The 17,979-nt window shown below is 38.4% G+C and carries 15 protein-coding genes; 4 read left to right on the forward strand and 11 right to left on the reverse strand.

The annotated features are described in order from the left end of the window. Positions 1-36 precede the first annotated feature (36 nt). Positions 37-1,359: a 6-phospho-beta-glucosidase gene (locus tag AC4PG0_RS05660; protein WP_003721330.1), complete on the reverse strand. Its 1,323-nt coding sequence runs from the start codon at positions 1,357-1,359 to the stop codon at positions 37-39. Positions 1,360-1,530: 171 nt separating this feature from the next. Here AC4PG0_RS05660 and AC4PG0_RS05665 point away from each other — a divergent pair, with 171 nt between their 5' ends. Continuing rightward, positions 1,531-2,499 (forward strand): LacI family DNA-binding transcriptional regulator, encoded by a 969-nt coding sequence (locus AC4PG0_RS05665; protein WP_070753580.1) that lies wholly within the window; start codon positions 1,531-1,533, stop codon positions 2,497-2,499. A 38-nt stretch (positions 2,500-2,537) separates the two neighbouring features. Here AC4PG0_RS05665 and AC4PG0_RS05670 read toward each other — a convergent pair whose 3' ends face one another. The 8 genes from AC4PG0_RS05670 to wsfD all read right to left on the reverse strand — a co-directional run bounded on the left by AC4PG0_RS05670 (position 2,538) and on the right by wsfD (position 12,312). Beyond that, positions 2,538-3,893 carry a PFL family protein gene (locus AC4PG0_RS05670; RefSeq protein ID WP_010990473.1) on the reverse strand — a complete coding sequence of 452 codons (1,356 nt, stop codon included), beginning with the start codon at positions 3,891-3,893 and terminating at the stop codon, positions 2,538-2,540. 18 nt (positions 3,894-3,911) lie between these two features. Further along, positions 3,912-4,181, reverse strand: coding sequence for an ACT domain-containing protein (locus AC4PG0_RS05675; RefSeq protein ID WP_003760632.1), 270 nt, complete (start codon positions 4,179-4,181; stop codon positions 3,912-3,914). Between the two features lie 77 nt (positions 4,182-4,258). Next, positions 4,259-5,089, reverse strand: coding sequence for a class I SAM-dependent methyltransferase (locus tag AC4PG0_RS05680; protein ID WP_492167357.1), 831 nt, complete (start codon positions 5,087-5,089; stop codon positions 4,259-4,261). 59 nt (positions 5,090-5,148) lie between these two features. Further along, complete coding sequence (locus AC4PG0_RS05685; protein ID WP_003770648.1) at positions 5,149-6,003, reverse strand: diguanylate cyclase domain-containing protein; 855 nt, start codon at positions 6,001-6,003, stop codon at positions 5,149-5,151. Between the two features lie 13 nt (positions 6,004-6,016). Next, positions 6,017-8,068, reverse strand: a complete 2,052-nt coding sequence (locus tag AC4PG0_RS05690) for a cellulose biosynthesis cyclic di-GMP-binding regulatory protein BcsB (RefSeq protein WP_492167356.1) — start codon at positions 8,066-8,068, stop codon at positions 6,017-6,019. Between the two features lie 15 nt (positions 8,069-8,083). Further along, positions 8,084-9,334: a glycosyltransferase family 2 protein gene (locus tag AC4PG0_RS05695; protein WP_003765592.1), complete on the reverse strand. Its 1,251-nt coding sequence runs from the start codon at positions 9,332-9,334 to the stop codon at positions 8,084-8,086. Positions 9,335-9,344: 10 nt separating this feature from the next. After that, positions 9,345-10,844 carry a DUF2334 domain-containing protein gene (locus tag AC4PG0_RS05700; protein ID WP_492167355.1) on the reverse strand — a complete coding sequence of 500 codons (1,500 nt, stop codon included), beginning with the start codon at positions 10,842-10,844 and terminating at the stop codon, positions 9,345-9,347. Beyond that, complete coding sequence (gene wsfD / locus AC4PG0_RS05705; RefSeq protein ID WP_409353698.1) at positions 10,837-12,312, reverse strand: glycan biosynthesis hexose transferase WsfD; 1,476 nt, start codon at positions 12,310-12,312, stop codon at positions 10,837-10,839. The genes AC4PG0_RS05700 and wsfD overlap by 8 nt, the downstream gene beginning before the upstream one ends. A 238-nt stretch (positions 12,313-12,550) precedes the next feature. On the opposite strand from wsfD, the gene AC4PG0_RS05710 reads away from it, so the two are divergent. Further along, positions 12,551-13,291: a MerR family transcriptional regulator gene (locus AC4PG0_RS05710; protein ID WP_492167354.1), complete on the forward strand. Its 741-nt coding sequence runs from the start codon at positions 12,551-12,553 to the stop codon at positions 13,289-13,291. A gap of 152 nt (positions 13,292-13,443) precedes the next feature. Beyond that, positions 13,444-15,105 (forward strand): SulP family inorganic anion transporter, encoded by a 1,662-nt coding sequence (locus tag AC4PG0_RS05715; protein ID WP_003760615.1) that lies wholly within the window; start codon positions 13,444-13,446, stop codon positions 15,103-15,105. A gap of 45 nt (positions 15,106-15,150) precedes the next feature. Here the strand turns inward: AC4PG0_RS05715 and AC4PG0_RS05720 are convergent, their stop codons facing one another. Then, the gene (locus tag AC4PG0_RS05720; protein ID WP_033837896.1) at positions 15,151-15,594 is read right to left on the reverse strand and encodes a DUF2798 domain-containing protein; all 444 of its coding nucleotides are present in this window, start codon (positions 15,592-15,594) and stop codon (positions 15,151-15,153) included. A gap of 106 nt (positions 15,595-15,700) precedes the next feature. After that, positions 15,701-16,453 carry a MurR/RpiR family transcriptional regulator gene (locus tag AC4PG0_RS05725; protein ID WP_003760613.1) on the reverse strand — a complete coding sequence of 251 codons (753 nt, stop codon included), beginning with the start codon at positions 16,451-16,453 and terminating at the stop codon, positions 15,701-15,703. A 202-nt stretch (positions 16,454-16,655) separates the two neighbouring features. Here AC4PG0_RS05725 and AC4PG0_RS05730 point away from each other — a divergent pair, with 202 nt between their 5' ends. After that, positions 16,656-17,972 carry a 6-phospho-beta-glucosidase gene (locus tag AC4PG0_RS05730; RefSeq protein ID WP_003726689.1) on the forward strand — a complete coding sequence of 439 codons (1,317 nt, stop codon included), beginning with the start codon at positions 16,656-16,658 and terminating at the stop codon, positions 17,970-17,972. Positions 17,973-17,979: the final 7 nt, after the last annotated feature.

Genomic DNA, 17,979 nt, shown 5'->3' on the forward strand with positions numbered 1-17,979 from the left:
AAAAGTGATCCCTAGAAAATAGGGATCACTTGCAAATTATTTAGCGAATTGTGGTAAGAACTCTTTGTGCGCTTCTAGCATTTCATCTAGAATTGTTTTTGCTAAGTCGCCGCTAGGAACAAGTGGGTTAGAAGTAAAAGCTTGAAGTGCAGTTGCGTAATCGCCTGTTACTGCTGCTTCAATTGTTAATTCTTCCATTGATTTCATTACTTGTAGCAAGCCGCGTTGTGCTGGTGGGAATTTACCGAAGTTGATTGGTTCCGCACCGTGCGCGCGAATAACACTTGTGATTTCTACTGCGCTATCATAAGGAACATCATCAATTGCGCCATTATTACGAGTAGATACTACCATTACAGTACCTTTGTTGTTGTAAATGGAGTTGATGATTTCACATGCTGCATCACTGTAGTGTGCGCCTCCGCGTTTGGATAATTCTTCTGGTTTGTAATCAAGATTTGGATCTTTATATAATTCGAATAAGCTGTCTTCTAATTTTTTCACGACTTCTCCGCGAGTACCTTCGTTTTTGAAAGATGCCAGTTCTTCTTCAAGCATTGCATCAGTCATGTAGTAGTAACGGTGGTACGGACAAGGAAGCATTTTTAGATGTTTAACTTGCTCATATAAGAAGCGCATGTTTTTAATGTTTTCAACAACTTTTCCAGGATTCGCATCTGGCGCGTAAAGACCATCAATCACTTTTTCTGTTAATTCTGTACCGTCTTTGTCAAATACGCGGTGCCAGTGCAAGTGGTTGATTCCTGCAAATTTGAAGAATAAATCTTCTTCTGGTTTTTCTAAAACGTCTGAAGCGCTTTTCACTGCTCCGATTGGCACGTTACAAAGACCGATAACTTTATCCCAGTTTCCGTAACGAAGAACTGCTTCTGTTACCATTCCTGCTGGGTTAGTGAAGTTGATTAACCAAGCATCTGGGCATAGTTCGCGCATATCTTCGACGATACCAAGAATAACAGGAATCGTACGGAATGCTTTGAACATCCCACCTGCTCCGTTTGTTTCTTGACCAATGATCCCGTGGCTAAGTGGAATTCTTTCATCTTTAATACGAGCGTCTAATAAACCAACGCGGAATTGTGTTGTAACAAAATCAGCATCTTTTAAAGCCTCACGACGGTCGAGTGTTAAATGTACTTCGCAGTCAATGTTTGCTGCTTTGACCATACGTTTTGCCATATTACCAACGATTTCTAATTTTTCACGACCAGCTTCAATATCTACTAGCCAAAGTTCTCTGATTGGAAGTTCATGATAGCGTTTAATAAATCCTTCAACAAGTTCTGGTGTGTAACTGGAACCCCCACCAATTGTAACGATTTTTACACCTTTTTTCATAATATACTTACCTCCTAGAATTTTAAAGCGTTTTCTTTTCTTCTCATTCATCATAATTCATGTAATGCATTACAGGTCAAGCACTTATTTTAAATTTATCTAAACTGGCTATTTGGCGGGCTTTTTTGGTATACTAAATACAGAGCTACGAGAAATCGAGGTGTTTTGCAATTGGCAAATATACAAGAAATCGCGAAACTAGCGGGTGTTTCATCAGCAACAGTTTCCCGAGTAATTAATAATCGCGACTATGTGAGTGAAGAAACAAGAAAACGCGTCCAGGCAATTATTGACAAGTTAGATTACGTTCCAAATATTAACGCTGTATCACTGAAAAAAGGCGCAACTAAGTTAATTGGTATGGTCATTCCTAGTTTTACAGATTCACTGAATGTATTTTTAAAAAGTTTTACGATGATGGCTCAGGAGCATGGTTATAACGTTACTTTGTTTATGACGCGGATTGATCCGGATAAAGAACTGGAAGCTTTAGAAATGCTACGGCAAAAACAAATCGATGCACTCGTTCTTGTGATTCGATCAAATGATTGGAAAACAATTGAGCATTATACCAAATACGGCCCGATTGTTACTTGGCAACGTGTTGAAAGTGAAAAAATCCCTTCTGTATTTATGAATCAATATGATGGATATACGCTTGCACTAGAACATTTATATGCAAAAGGTTACCGAAAATTTGTGAATGTTTACGGGAATACGACCGGACTCAATACGCAAAGTCGCATGCTTGCTTTTAAAGACTTTTGTGCGCGTTATGAACTTGATCCGCATGAATTTAGACAGTTTTACGGGCAGGGTAGTCGGCAAGACGGGGAAAAGATTGCGCATTGGTGGAGTGAGACTGAGCATAAACCAGATGCATTTTTGACGCCAAATGATTATTTTGCGGCGGGGTTACTTACGGAAGCTAGACGGCTTGGTTACAGTGTCCCGGAAGATTTTGCGATTTGTGGGTTTGATAATATGGAAGTGGCGCATTTGCTTGATATTACAACGATTCATTATCCTGTAAATTTACAAGCTGAAAATGCTTTTACGCTCATTATGAATCAATTATTTGGAAGCAACTTGCCGCTGCTTGATTTAGATTTCCATTTGGTAGAGAGAAAAACGACATAAAAAAGGTTTCCTCGTAAATTTGCGAGGAAACCTTTTTGTTAATTTTTAAATGAATGAATTGGTGCTGGGATGCGACCACCGCGCGCAATAAAACTAGCGGAAGATTTACCGTTTACTGGCATTACTGGCGCCGTTCCAAGTAAACCACCGAATTCGACCATATCGCCCACTTTGGTGCCGCTCGCCGGAATTACTCGGACAGCGGTTGTTTTATTGTTAATCACGCCGATTGCAGCTTCATCAGCAATCATCGCAGCTAATGTTTCGGCGGTTGTGTCACCTGGTACGGCGATCATATCAAGTCCAACTGAGCAAATTGCCGTCATCGCTTCTAGTTTTTCAAGATTAAGTGCGCCTTGTTGTACGGCTTCAATCATCCCCGCATCCTCAGAAACCGGAATAAATGCACCTGATAATCCGCCAACGTGACCGCAAGCCATGACGCCGCCTTTTTTCACCGCATCATTTAATAGTGCTAAAGCAGCCGTTGTACCGTGCGTTCCGACCATCTCTAGTCCCATCTCTTCTAAAATATGTGCGACTGAATCTCCAATCGCTGGTGTTGGTGCTAAAGATAAATCAACAATTCCAAAAGGAACACCGAGTTTTTCAGAAGCGACTTGACCAACGAGTTGACCCATTCTAGTAATTTTGAAAGCTGTTTGTTTCACTGTTTCGGCAACAATATCAAATGGTTCGCCTTTTACTTTTTCGATAGCGCGTTTCACAACACCTGGACCACTGACGCCGACATTGATAACACAGTCAGCTTCTCCAACTCCGTGAAATGCTCCTGCCATAAAAGGATTATCCTCGACTGCATTGGCGAATACAACGAGTTTCGCACAACCGAGTCCTTGAGTGTCTGCTGTTAAATCAGCTGTTTCTTTAATTACCTCACCCATTTGACGAACCGCATCCATGTTGATTCCTGTTCTAGTCGAGCCGACGTTAACGGAAGAGCAAACTCGTTCTGTTTGAGCTAAAGCTTGCGGAATGGAGCGAATGAGAATCTCGTCACCTTTTGTGTAACCTTTTTGGACAAGAGCGGAATAACCACCGATAAAATTCACGCCAACTTCTTTTGCGGCCGCATCGAGTGTTTTAGCAAATTCTACGTAGTCAGTGTCAGCGCTTGAGCCAGCTATAATCGCAATTGGCGTGACAGAAATCCGTTTATTTATAATCGGAATACCAAACTCGGATTCAATCGCTTCACCAACAGCCACTAGATTGCGCGCTTTTGTCACGATTTTTTGGTAGATTTTCTTTCTAGCTACTTCACCGTCGCCGTCCATACAATCTAGCAAAGAAATCCCCATGGTAATTGTTCGGATGTCTAGCTTCTCTTCTTCAATCATACGTATTGTTTCTAAAATTTGGTTTGTTTCCATACTAGAATCGCCTCCATCCTAAAGTTTATGCATTGCGTTGAAAATTTCTTCACGTTGAATATGTATTTTTACTTGGAGTTCTTCACCTTTTCCAGTTAATTCTGTTTTTACTTCATCAAATTCTTTCGTAATCTGGCTAATATCGCACATCATCATCATCGTAAAATATCCATCCATAATCGTTTGTGATACGTCGACAATATTGATGTTAAGTTCTGCCAATTTATTACTAACTCCAGCGACAATTCCCACATTATCTTTTCCAATTACAGTAAGTACAGCTCTCACATTCAACACTCCTTTAGTTCGTTAATACGTTCCATTATAGCATAAAAAATCTAAATCTTGTGAAAAAGAAAGCAAAATTACTCCGCATGCCAAAAAGTGCAATACGACGCCATTGGCAAACTATTTTCTAGTGTAATTAAATTGCTTTGGCTCAGTAAAAATGCTTTGAACTTTTCTGGTAAACCTATATCTGCAGCTAATTCTTTCGTTATAAAGTCTTTCACATAACTGATTTCCCAGCGACTATCTTGCATTTTTTCTGAGAAAATACTTGTTTCCGCGCCTATCTTCCAATGTTGGGCTTGAATAATTTCTTGCATGTCTACTGGCGTGATAAAAGTTCGGATATTCGACTGGGTTTCTTGTTTGAACGCCTCGTAGGAAGCTTGTGTCAGTACAGCTAACATGTGAGATGTTTGTTTCACATCTGTAATTCTCGTATCCCATTCCGCGTAACAAACCCGTTTCGCCCACTTGCTAAGTAAAATGAGCATTTCGACTAGCTCTTCTTTAGAACTGAAATACCAAGAAGCATGTGATAACACCGCCACATCAAAAGCTTTATCGGAAAAAGTAATATCGCCATTTAAAATATCTGTTCCTAGCTTAAAATCAATTTGAGCACCTAGTTTAGATTTTTTCAAGTGAGCCGTTGCATCGCCAATCGTAAACGGTGCTCCGTACGTGCTCGGGGCAATGTCAACTGCTTGAACAAAGCCATCTGCGCCAACTGCACTCGCAAGCACTGCCGTCGTATCGCCTTGCCCACAGCCAACTTCAAGGACACGTTCTCCTTTTTTAATTTGCCAAAAGTCGACCAACTTCATACGATGCTCCGTTTGCGTCCGCTGAATTTCTTTGTCATTTTGATTTAATAACATACATGCGACTATTTCTTCTAAGTTCATCAAGCGCCTCCTATCAAAAAAGTAAAGTTACCTCCTATTATAGAAGGTAACTCTCTATTTTACACGTCATATTCTAATTCTTTTGTCGCTAAATCAATAAAATCGAGTGGTGTCTTCACTTTTTCGCTGTCAAATTGGCTTGTTCCAATTCGAAGTTCTAGCTTCACTCGGTACTTCGCGGCAAATTCTTCGGTGTTGGCCTCAGCTATGCGACTTTTAATTCGGTCAGCAACTAACTTCCCGCCTGGCTCATCTGTTAAAAGCAAGAGCCCCCAAGTCGCATCGTCCTTATCTAGCAAATAAAGAACATCACTCGTACGGATACAAGTCTCTAAAACTGCCGAAATATCTTGCAGTGCCAGGCGCATTTCATCTTCGCTTTGGAATCGTTTCAACTCGCGCCAGTGACGAACTTTGATAACCATCAGTGATAAAGGTAAATCATAACGACGCGAAATGCTGGAAAAAATGCGCTCATCATTTTGGAAAGAAACGATATTTTTAAGTAAAGTTTCTTGATCGATGGTTCCTAAATATAAGTTTTGCTGTTTGATTTTCGTATTTTCTTCTTGCAGTCTGGAAGTATTTCTTGTAAACATCGCACTCGCTACCGTAAAAAGTGGCGTAATAATAAGCCAGTAGTAGCTGCCGATTCCATATGCCATTTGATTTGCAACAATTTCATAAATAATGTAAGTCGCATAAATGAAAATATAGAGGACATTTAAAATCAAACCAAGCGTTAAATTCGTAAAATAGGTGATAATCACAAGTAAAAAAGTGATATTTAATAAAATAATGTTTCGCAAATATTCATCTGGCGTATTAATCATAAAGCCAATCGTGATGAAACAAAGCAAGATGAAAAATAAAAAGCCAATATCTGCAAATAAGTTATTCGTTATTTTTTTCATGTTTATTTCTCCCTCACTTCCGGCTCCGGCGATATTTACGCAAGATTAGTAGGACAGCGACAACTAGGATAACGATTGTAAGAAGCGCGAAGGCCCCAAACACGGTTACTTCTTTGTTATTACTAATTTTTGTCCCAAAACTTTCTTCTTTTGCATCTGCTGCTTTTTTGAACCTATAAGAGTGGATCGTGTTGTCATTATCAACAATCGCTCCGTCTCCGTAGATTTTAGCTAAATTAGCTTTTGTGGCGATTAAATCAGAACCAAGCTCTGTTTGTTTAGCACCCGGACCAGTAACTGCGAGAACGGGTACGCCACCTGAAGTAATCAATTGTACACTACCGAGTTGTTTACCGTAATTTTTTTCAATCGAGATTTTTTCGTTGGAAAGGAAATAACTACCTGATTTGTTGTACTGGAAATATAAGTCATCATTGGCATTTTTTATGACTGGATTGTTATTCATTGTGCCCACTGCGATAACGTTCGAGCCTTCTTTTGGCTTTTTCCAGTTTGTCGCATGTACGGCAGTTAGATTGCCTCTATTTCCGTCATGGAAGCGACCCAATAGATTGAAAATATTTGCTAACGAATCCGTATCTTCTGTCGTTAATTCGTCCGGAACAACGACAACTGCATTGTTAAAATCTCCACCAGCAACGAATGGGTATGGATATTGTTCAAATAACAAGTCTGTTTCTTCGCTTGTATTCAGGTTAATGGTAGATTCTGGTGTGATATATGCCCATGGAATTTCGGAATCTGCAATAAAACCACAATAATTATTTGTTAAAACTAAATCAAAGGCAACTGTCACAGAAAAATCACCTTTAACATTTAAATCGCTTGGAATTTGGAACGTTACTTTATCACTATTTGCTTTTTTGGCGGATAGTTTTTGGCTACCGATTGGCTTTCCATTGACTAGAACTGTTACTAAGGAATGCTCAAAATCTAAGTTTTGGGCGTATCTGAAATCAAGCGATACCTCTGTTCCTGTTGAGGCGCTTCGGTTTGCAGGCATACTGATGAAATAATCTTGCGTGATGTGACCAATTCCTTTTAGTTTATCGCCAATTGTTGTGAGTTTGGTATTTTTATCGATATTGTTGGCTGGTGTGTCAATTTGTTCATCCGTTGTTAGCCATTTAGTATTTGCTCCGAGTTGACTTAAGTAATTTTGGTTGGCAATTAATTTTCCTGCTTTTTTAAGGGCATCATTTGATTTAGAGGTAATCACGAGTGTGTTTGTGTTTCCTACTTTCACAACTTGGAAAAGTGCTTGCTTTTCTAGTTTTTGATCGTCTTTAATTTGTGCTTTTATGTCATTTGGTAAATTGTCATAGCTGGAAAAAAGGACGATATAGTTTTTGCCATCGCGCGTTTTGGCATCTTCGTACTGACCAAAAGTGATATTTTTATCTTCTAACGTATTCGCTGCTGAAAATCCAGAAAGGCCTTCAAGCGCTGCGCCAAGTTCTGCGTCGCCGGCTTTTTTGAGGACAGCTACCGCGCCTTGCCCACTTTTCACAGTATCAATTCCAGTGAAGCGTTCGCCAAAATCAGCGACCGTATTTTGGAAAGCCTTATCGGAATAAGAAACGTTTACCGCACTGGTTTTGTCGAATTGTAGCCAATTGGCAGGAGTATCATCAATTGTACAACGACCATCTGGTAAATCGGTGTAGACAAAACTTTCAATGGATAGAACGTTCACACCTTTTTTTAGTTTATCTTTTGGAATTTCAACTTCGATTTGTTTCGTTCCTTTGTCGGTTTTATCAGGTTTAAATGAGTAAAAGGCAACATCGTTAATTTTTAAAGTCATTGTTGAAACTTCTCTTTCACTCAGCTGGGTAATCGTGTATACAAGTTTCACGTTTGCGTTTGACACGTCCCAATAATTCTCCACAGTGAAGTTTTGTTTCGTTGTCGTGAATTTCCCTTGAGCGGTTTTATCTGTTCCAAAAACCGTTTGATAATTTTTATCTGCTGCGAAAACGTCTGGCCTATACAGAAATAGTACGGCGAAAACAAGCAGCCCCATAACAGCTAATTTTTTCATTAGGCACTCTCCTTTTTAGAAACGCTCGGTTTTATACCATTTGGTTTCTCTCTTTAGTACAGTATCTTTTAAGAAAATAAAGAACCCATATGCGGCGACCACCATCCAAAGTTGGCAATAAGTCACATACATTAACATAATAAATAATAGATTTGAAAAACTAATTTCCCCTTTTTCAGTGGTGAGCGTAATAAAAGTACCAGCGACAAAAAGTAAAATAGCAAGCAACCAAAGCGCCCCGCTAAGGCCAGCAAGCGTCGTATGTACAAGTCCAAGCGCATATAATACAAGTAAAACATCACTAACAATCAAGGAAGTTAATAATAAAAAGTAAATGGATAAAAAGTACAAAATATCAAATCGAACGCGTCTACCTTCTCGTTTGAAAAGGAGCGGAACATTTTTTAAAATCACATAAATATTACCTTTCGCCCATCTTGAGCGCTGTTTAAACCAGACCGGCAATGTTTGTGGTTCTTGCTCCCAAGTAACTGCCTTCGCTTGAAATTTGATGCGGTATCCCATCATATAAATCCGAAAACTAATCTCGGTATCCTCAGCGACAGCTTTCACATCCCAACCACCAATTTCTTCTAGGAGCGATCTTCTCACAATAAAATTGGTACCGGGAATGGTGCACAGTTTGAATAGCGCCCATCGACCAGCCTGAGCCATCCACTGAAAGCTTAATGTTTCGATATTGATAAATCGCGTTAACCAGCTCGCGTTTCGATTCCGCGTTCTGAATTTACCAATGACCGCACCGAGTTTTGCATCGTTGGTAATCTCGCCAACAAGAATTCGTAGCGCTTGTCGTTCTGGTGTATTATCGGCATCATAAATTGCCACCAGTTCGCCGCGACTTTCCGCAAATCCGATATTGAGCGCGTTCGATTTTCCTTTTCCGCCCGTTACGTTATCGGTATTAATTATTTTTAACTGACGGGTTGGATTTTTTGCTTGAATAGCTGCTAGAAGTTCTGCGCTATTATCAGACGAATTATCATTAATGACAATAATTTCGTAACGATCGACCGGATAATCAAAAGCCAGTAGCGATTCTACGGTCTTCACGATTACTTTTCCTTCATTATGGGCCGGCACCATGACAGAAACAAATGGTACTTCCGCTGGTATTTCAGGCACCTTACGCGCTTCGTTTTTCAAATAATAGATATATCCCGCAACGATTAATACAATATTAATTAGTAAAAGTCCCCAGATACAAACCACCGCGAATAATGCTAAATAATCTGCAACAACCATTTATTTCACCTCATTTCATATATTTTTTCATATAAAGCCGGTATCCAAAGATGAATAAAACACCAATAATTCCAAGAGAAAGTACAATAATTATCGTGAAAAATGTATTTTGATAGCCGAAAAATCCTTCTAAACTACCAGCTTGTTTTTTAGTTTTATCTTTATTTGTTTTAATATAATTTAAATCACCATCTAGTGTTACGGACTGATTATTGATATAAAGCGAGCCAGCATTTGATTCGATTGTGTCTTTATTTGTTTTTACTTGATGATCTTTATACCGGAAGTCACTTATGTTTTCATTTGCTAGATTGTTCGCAGCAGCCTTTAACTCCTTCTCATTCTGGAAAAATGAATAAGTCACTGCTATATCAACAGGAAAGTTTTTTCCGCTTGTCGTCGTTTCGTAAAAATCATTTGCTACACTGTATGGTGATTTTTCAAAAGCACTACCGTTGTTCTTTTTCGTTGTATGAATAATTTTTTGGTTTGGTAGTAAAATTCCTGTGTTAAATGGTTCAAAGCCCTCAGTACCGTATACTTTATCAAAATTCCAATATAGCTCTGCTGTCACACCAAGCGCCGCTATATCATGATTCGCAAAAAAATGTAACGATTTTTGGATAATGTTTTCAAGTTCTCCCGGCGGACTATCACCGTATGTAACGACTGGAACATCCATCATAATAGTGCCATTTTTTGCTTGTACATATCGTAAAATTTCAGCATAATTTTTTGCTGCTTGAAAATCTTGATTATAGAAAACCGGCCCAGCACTTATAATAAAAGGAATTCCTTTTTCATAAAATGTGTCTGCCGTTTTTTTAAGTAAATCAAAATCAACAAACGGGTTTACATCCGTTATAAGTGCATATTGATTCGTCGTAGTTTTAATTTCAAATACTGCTTTAAGTAAGTCCATCAACGCAAATTCACTCGTATTATTTGCTTGAAATATTGGCGTATATGCATAGTTTCCAGCCCGAATACCGTATGCTGCTTTGCCATTTTCCGCAGCATCCATTTCGCCTAACGCTTCTCCTTTATAGGAAGTAATTAAATTCGTTTCGCTCACTAACTGAGGTTTTCCCGCTAGTCCTGCCTCGGTTTTAATAGTGATGGAAGTATCTGTAATCGCTTTTGTTTGCAACTGCAATTTATTCGCTAAGAAAGTTGGTGGATTTGCACCTATATATGCGATTTTCGCCTTACTTTCAGCTAATTTCTCGGTCCATTTATCCGTTAATTGGTCCTTTTTATTTTGCAGTACGATAATTTCGCTCGCTTGACTTAGATCCGGATTCTCTTCCCAAGCGTAAATCGTCACCCGTTTTCCCAAACTATTTAACATTCGAAGTAGCGAGTCCATATTCCCTTCGTTATCCGTCCCTTTTGCCAAACTATCATAAAAAACGACCACATCACTATCTGCTTTTGCTGTTTGAGGATGGGCAGTTACTACGAGGGCGACGCAGGCAAAGAGAATACTTATAATGATTTTTTTACGCATTCCGCTCACCTCGTTTCTTCAAATAAAATTCGAGTAATGAAGCTGCGCCAATCAACATCGTTAAGTCAAAACAAACATTAAACAGGAAATTATGCTTCGTTAAATCCGCTTCTCCGTCACCGACAATTGTTACTAAAATCACTGCAAATCCTGAACCAATCAGTAAAACGACTAAATCAAACAGTAGCGTTCCCCGAATGTTCTTCTCGCGGAAATGTTTAAACGCACTCACACCATATCCAATCAGAAAAACAAGCGCCCATAAAATCAAAAACGTGAATTTCTCTGGAGCAAATTTTTCTTTCACATCACTGTAGACCGAGAAAAAATGCGTTTTCTCTTTAAATTTATAACCTGTCGCCTTTTCAAAATTGCCCATTTCAAATGGTCGAATCGAAAAACTATTTTGCGCAGATAAATCAAGCATTTTCCCAAATTGTTTCGGATTTTCCAAATAATAACTTAAAACCGTGACAAAATTATAATTCGGATAAAATTCCTGTTCCATTAATTTCGAATCTAAATCAATCATTTTATATTTTTGATAAAAGTTGGTTCCTTTAAGCAAAGCGAATTCAGAGTTCATTCCCATTTCCTCAAGTGATTTCTCCGGATTTTCCGAATCAAGCAACACACCGCGAGTCATTGTTTGATACTGATTTATCGTGACAAACTCTCCTGGAATGAATGCGTACATCACTACACCACTCATGAAAATAACAAAAAAAGTAGCCGCAGCCGAAATCCGAAACGCGCGATTTTTCCGGATGAAAAACACGAGTATACCGCAAACTGCAATCACAACCGCAATTGGCGCATTTTGCTGTTTTGCCGTAATTAAAATAAGGGACGCTACAAAAATCAAGCCTAACATCGCATAATCATTATATTTATGGTTATATAAAAGTAAAAATCCCGCTGAAATATACAGCATCATAATCAAAATAAGTCCTTCACTAAAAAACGAATTAAAATAAGCTGTATAAGCGGTATCTGCGAAAATAAATACAGTTAGTGCAGCAATAACATAACCAGGCCAACCTTTCATTTTTGCCGTTAAACCAGCCACTAATAAGTAAATCGCTGGCAAAAGAAGCACTAATTGCAAAGCACCTAAAAAACGTACATCAAAAACAGTTGTTGACCAAAAAATTTTATTTAAAAGAAGCGCAATTTGAATAAAAATACTTTGCGAAGAGTAAATCGCAACTTGATTTTCATTAAAATACTGATAAATCCCGAACTCCTTCACAAAATGTCCAAATTGTAACGCGTCATAATTAGCATTATTTACAAATAAACCATTGCTTGAAAATATTCTAAAAAAGTCTCCATTATCAGCCATACCAATAAATGGCGGCACAAAAAGCGCAATAATAGTTATAATAAAAACGCAAATAACCGCAAATATTTGCGGTGTTAGATGATGCCATAGCCACGTACTAATGGATTTTATTTTCCCCGTCATGATGCTATCCCCTTTTTATTCTCGCTAATTCCATTCACAAATTAGACACATTTACACTCCATTATACGAGAATGTCATAAGTTTTTCCATGGTTTTATTTATTTTATTACAATTAACGCGAACAACTTATTTACTAGCAACACTTTTCCACTAAAAGAGTTATAATAAACAAAAAAAACTTTCTTGACTACTACGTCGCGTCATACTTTATAGTTAAAATCAGAAGGAGGAATCATTCATGCAAACAAAAGAATTAGCTGAACTCACTGGTGTAAGTGTGCGCACGCTTCATCACTACGATAAAATCGGCCTACTCGTCCCGCAAAAAGACGACTGGAACGGCTATCGTATTTATTCAGAAAAAGATGTCGACAAATTACAACAAATTCTTTTCTTTAAAGAACTCGATTTCCCTTTGAAAAAAATAAAGCAAATTCTTGATGATCCTAGTTTTGATAAAGAAGTCGCTTTATCCTTGCAACGCCATTTATTAATAGAGAAAAAAACACGAATTGAAGCGATGCTCGAAACCCTTGACCAAACCATCAAGAACGAAAAAGGAGAAATAATTATGACGAATGAAGAAAAATTTACTGGCTTCGATTTTTCAACTAATCCATATGAAGAAGAAGCACGAAAACTTTGGGGAGATAAAGTTGTAAATCAAGCAAATGAAAAAATCACTAATATGAATGAAAAAGAACAAATGGCTATAAAAGAAAGTTTTGATGCAGAATTTCGCCAATTGGCCGCTGTTAGAAAATCCGCCCCAGAATCAAATGAAGCCCAACAAGCAGTCCACCTGTTTTTCCAATATTTAAATGATACTCACGGGAATTTATACTCGCTCGAAGCATTTGCAGGACTCGGAGAAATGTACGTGGCAGATGAACGTTTCACTAAAAATATCGACCAGTTTGGCGATGGCCTTTCTGCTTTTCTGAAAGAAGCTATGGCGATTTATGCCAAAAACAATTAAAAAAACCGCGATTTTCTTTTAAAGGAAATCGCGGTTTTTTTAAAATTAATACACCAAAATAGGGTTGGTACAACTTATAATAGGGTAAATAGTATAAAATTTAAATAATATTGTAGAAGAAGAAAATTACTATGTCTTTGAGGGAGGAACTTATGTTTAAACACATCTTGCTTTCATTAAATGGGTATAAAGCATCCTATTTACGGAATGATGTTATTTCAGGTGTTGGGGTTGCTGCACTGACAATTCCGGTTGCAATGGGATACGCGCAAGTAGCTGGACTTCCACCCATCTATGGTTTATATGCATCATTTTTACCGGTTATTGCTTATGTTATTTTTGCCAGTTCGCCGCAATTGATTTTTGGGATTGATGCGACAGCTAGCGCCATTACTGGGTCCATTATCTTAGGAACAGCTGGACTTGCAGCAGGATCCAAAGAAGCCATCGCGCTCGCCCCGATTCTAGCATTCTTTTGTGCAGTCTTTTTAGTACTTTTCTCCGTCTTAAAATTAGGTCGTTTCGCAAAATACATATCAGCTCCAGTTCTAAGTGGATTCATTTCAGGACTTAGTGTTTCCATTATTATGGGGCAAATTCCAAAAATAATGGGACTTAAAGAAAGCGGAGATAGTTTCTTTTCTAGTTTAGGTATTATTTTCGGTCAATTTTTCCAGTCTAATTGGATTTCATTTGCAATGGGTATCGTTACAATCATCATTGTCATAACTTGTAAAAAAGTAATTCCAAAAATCCCGATGTCACTTGTTGTCTTAGTACTAGGAACAATGGCAGCTTATTTCTTCAAACTCGACCAATATAATGTAGATATTGTTGGTAAAATCCCGGTTGGTTTCCCTTCCCTTGCCCTTCCTGATTTTGGAGCAAGTTCATGGGCACTTGCGATTGGTGGCGGTTTAGTTTGTGCTATCGCTACCTTTGCCGGTTCACTATTACCAAGTGAAAGTTTTGCAATGAGAAACAAATATACGATTGATGATAATCGTGAGTTATTTGCTTACGGTATTTCTAATTTCGTCGCTGCGTTTTCTGGTTGTTCCCCAGCGAGTGCCAGCGTATCAAGAACAGCTGCAAACGAACAATTTCGTGGTAAAACACAAATGGTTTCTATCGTTGCCGCAACCATTATCGCACTGATTGTTGCCTTCTTAAGTGGCTTACTTTACTATATGCCACAACCAGTTCTTTCAGGTATCGTATTCGCTGCACTTGTGGGCATTATTGATGTGGATGTTTTAAAAGGTTTATTCAGAGTTTCTCGTCGTGAAGCAACCGTTTGGATTGTTGCCGCTCTCGGAACACTTTTAGTAGGTGTAATTTTCGGGGTACTACTTGGAATTTTCTTATCGTTCATCAACGTAGTCAGTCGCTCAATGAAATCACCAATTGCAATTCTTGGTGTTATTGACGGACGCCATGGTTACTTTGACTTAAAACGTAAACCAGAAGCCAAACCTATTCCAAATGTAGTTATTTATCGTTATAGCGCTTCCCTTTTCTTTGGGAACTTTAATAAATTCGCAGATGGCTTAAAAGAAGCTGTCCAAGATGATACAAAACTAGTCATTTTTGAAGCGAGTGCGATTATTAATATCGATACAACCGCTACCGAATCTATGAAAGACTTACTCAAATGGCTGGATGATAAAGGTATCGAGTATTACTTCGCTGACCTCATTGACCATTTAAAAACAAGCTTTAGAAAACATGATCTTGGCTACATTATCGATAACGGCTACACGAAGAAAACCGTGGAAGACGCGCTCGATGCTTATTATGCCGAACATAAATAAAAAAACGCTTAGCCGGGCCTAAACTCGACTAAGCGTTTTTCATTTTTACAAAAGGGCAAAAATCCGCGGACTAATTAATCTGACAAACGGAGAAACGACAACGATTTGCAAAAATAAAGCAACAAAATAATTGCGTAAAATAAGAATACCTAGATGACTCCATTCGCCTTGGTTCACAATCAGGCTAAGCGTCGACATAAGCACACACATAAACGTAACCATTAACAATTGCATCATGATGATCTTTTTAAATTTCGAAGCATCCTCACTTACCAAAAGGGCGTGCAGACGAGACGCGATTTTTCCTACTACAAAAAAGTCTAATAAAAATCCAATAAAAAGAAACGGAACAAACGCTTTTAGAATAATCATAAAAGAATCCGCGCCAATACCATTTTCAAGAAAGATATTATAAGAGCTCATGCATAAAATCATTAAAGAACACATAATAAGTGTAAAAACGACCTTCTCTTTCATATTACTGTACATAATTTCACCTCCAAAGAACTATCGTAGCAAAATAAAAAATTCTTCGTAAGTGACAATTTTGTTACAAAAAAAGTTTTGCTCGGAAATCCAAGCAAAACTTAGCTTTTTACATTTTTTCTTTGTCAATTTGGGTTCTTATTTCCCGGGCAATATTTTCAATTGTATAGAGCGCCGGTAGTTGGGACGTGATATTTGCTTCCTGATACATTTCCTTATTAATATAATAAGCGATGTTCGCATCAGATAGCCTCGCGATGGTCGATTTCGCGCTATTTGTAATCGAAATCACTTTACAATTTTGCGCCTTCAACTGGTGAATATATCTGATGATGTCTTCATTTTCCCCTTCCACCGAAATCGCAATCATGCAGATTTTATCGGATAATTTGCTCGATAAATGGTAAAACGGGTGGTTAAGCGGATCTTCAATATGTAGCGCCAACGTGAATAATGACGAAAAATAAATCGCGCCATATTCAGCGATTACGCCCGATGAACCCACCCCAGCAAATAGAACCAGTTCACGGTCGCGGAGAATTTCCACTGCGTTTTGAATTTGCGCTTTAAACTCAGGTTGCGCCGTCCGTTTCAGAAAATCAATATAAGTCGTTTCATCCGCCATATCGATTTGCGCCAACTTCTGCTCTTCCAAATAAAGCTGTAATTTCACGCGAAACTCCGAAAAACCATTACAACCAAATTTCCGGCAAAAACGCAGAATCGTCGTCGTACTCACGTGCGCTTCCGTCGCCAAATCGCGAATTCGCATATAAACAACTTTCTCTAAATTTGCCACTATATAATTATAAATATCTAATTCTGTATCATTTAATTCCAAATTTTTATCCAAAAAAAGCATTTCCGCACCTCTTTTCGCTTTATTTTACCATGTAACACCTCGTTACTCAAATGTGACAAGTTCCTACTTAGAAAATCCTTACCTAAAGCTCGTCAAATACTAGCTATTTTTTCATAATATTCCTATACTATAACTGTGAGAAGAAAAGGCAACTAACAATTAAGTAAGCCTTTTCAAAAAAATATCCTTGGAGGTATAAATAATGACTAAAGGTATTAAAATCGCGACTATTGGTGGCGGATCAAGTTATACACCCGAACTAATCGAAGGATTTATTAAACGTCAAGACGAATTACCAGTTCGTGAACTATGGTTAGTAGACGTAGAAGCTGGCCGTGAAAAATTAGAAATCGTTGGTAATTTAGCAAAACGTATGGTAGAAAAAGCTGGCGTTGACATGGAAGTACATTTAACATTAGACCGTGAAGAAGCTTTAAAAGACGCAGATTTCGTAACAACACAATTACGTGTAGGTTTACTAGACGCACGTGTGAAAGATGAGCGCATCCCGAATTCATATGGCGTTGTTGGTCAAGAAACAAACGGACCAGGTGGCATGTTCAAAGGACTTCGCACAATCCCAGTTATTTTAGATATTTGTAAAGACATGGAACGCCTTTGCCCAGATGCTTGGTTAATCAACTTTGCTAACCCAGCTGGAATGGTAACAGAAGCAGTTCTTCGTTATAGTAACCAAAAGAAAGTTGTCGGCTTATGTAACGGTCCTATCGGCATCGAACGTAACATCGCTGAAACTCTTGGCGTAGACGTTTCTGAAATTTACGTAGAATTCGTTGGTCTAAACCACATGGTATTCGCGAAAACTGTTTACCATAATGGCAAAGACGTAACAAAAGATGTTGTTTTCAAAATGACAGAAGATGAAGCTGGCTCAAGCCTTAAAAATATCAATGCAACTGGTTGGGACAAAACGTTCTTACGTACACTTAATATGATTCCAATCGACTACTTGCGCTACTACTGGCAAACAAAACAACAACTGGAAGACCAAGCTCGCGCATACGCAGAACATGGTACTCGTGCAGAAGTTGTTAAAAAAGTAGAAGCGGAACTTTTCGAGCTTTACAAACAAGAAGAACTTGCTGAAAAACCAAAACAATTAGAACAACGCGGCGGCGCTTACTACAGTGAAGCAGCATGTAACCTAATTAACTCTATCTATAACGACAAACGCGATATTCAAATCGTAAATACTCGTAACAATGGTGCTATCCTTGATATTGACCCTGATTCCGCAGTAGAAACAAACTGTGTTATCACTCGCCAAGGCCCAATTCCACTAGCAAGCGGACGCCTTCCAATCGCTATCAACGGCATCATCCAAGAAATCAAAACTTTCGAGCGCCTAACAGCCGAAGCAGCAGTTACTGGTGATTACGACAAAGCGCTCCTTGCAATGACAATCAACCCACTAACTCCAAGCGAATCTGTAGCCCGCGAAATGCTGGACGAACTTTTAGAAGCGCATAAAGAGTATTTACCGAATTTCTTTAAATAAGTAAAAA

It is taken from the genome of Listeria sp. MAN/IMW/UF464 (genome assembly GCF_058683955.1).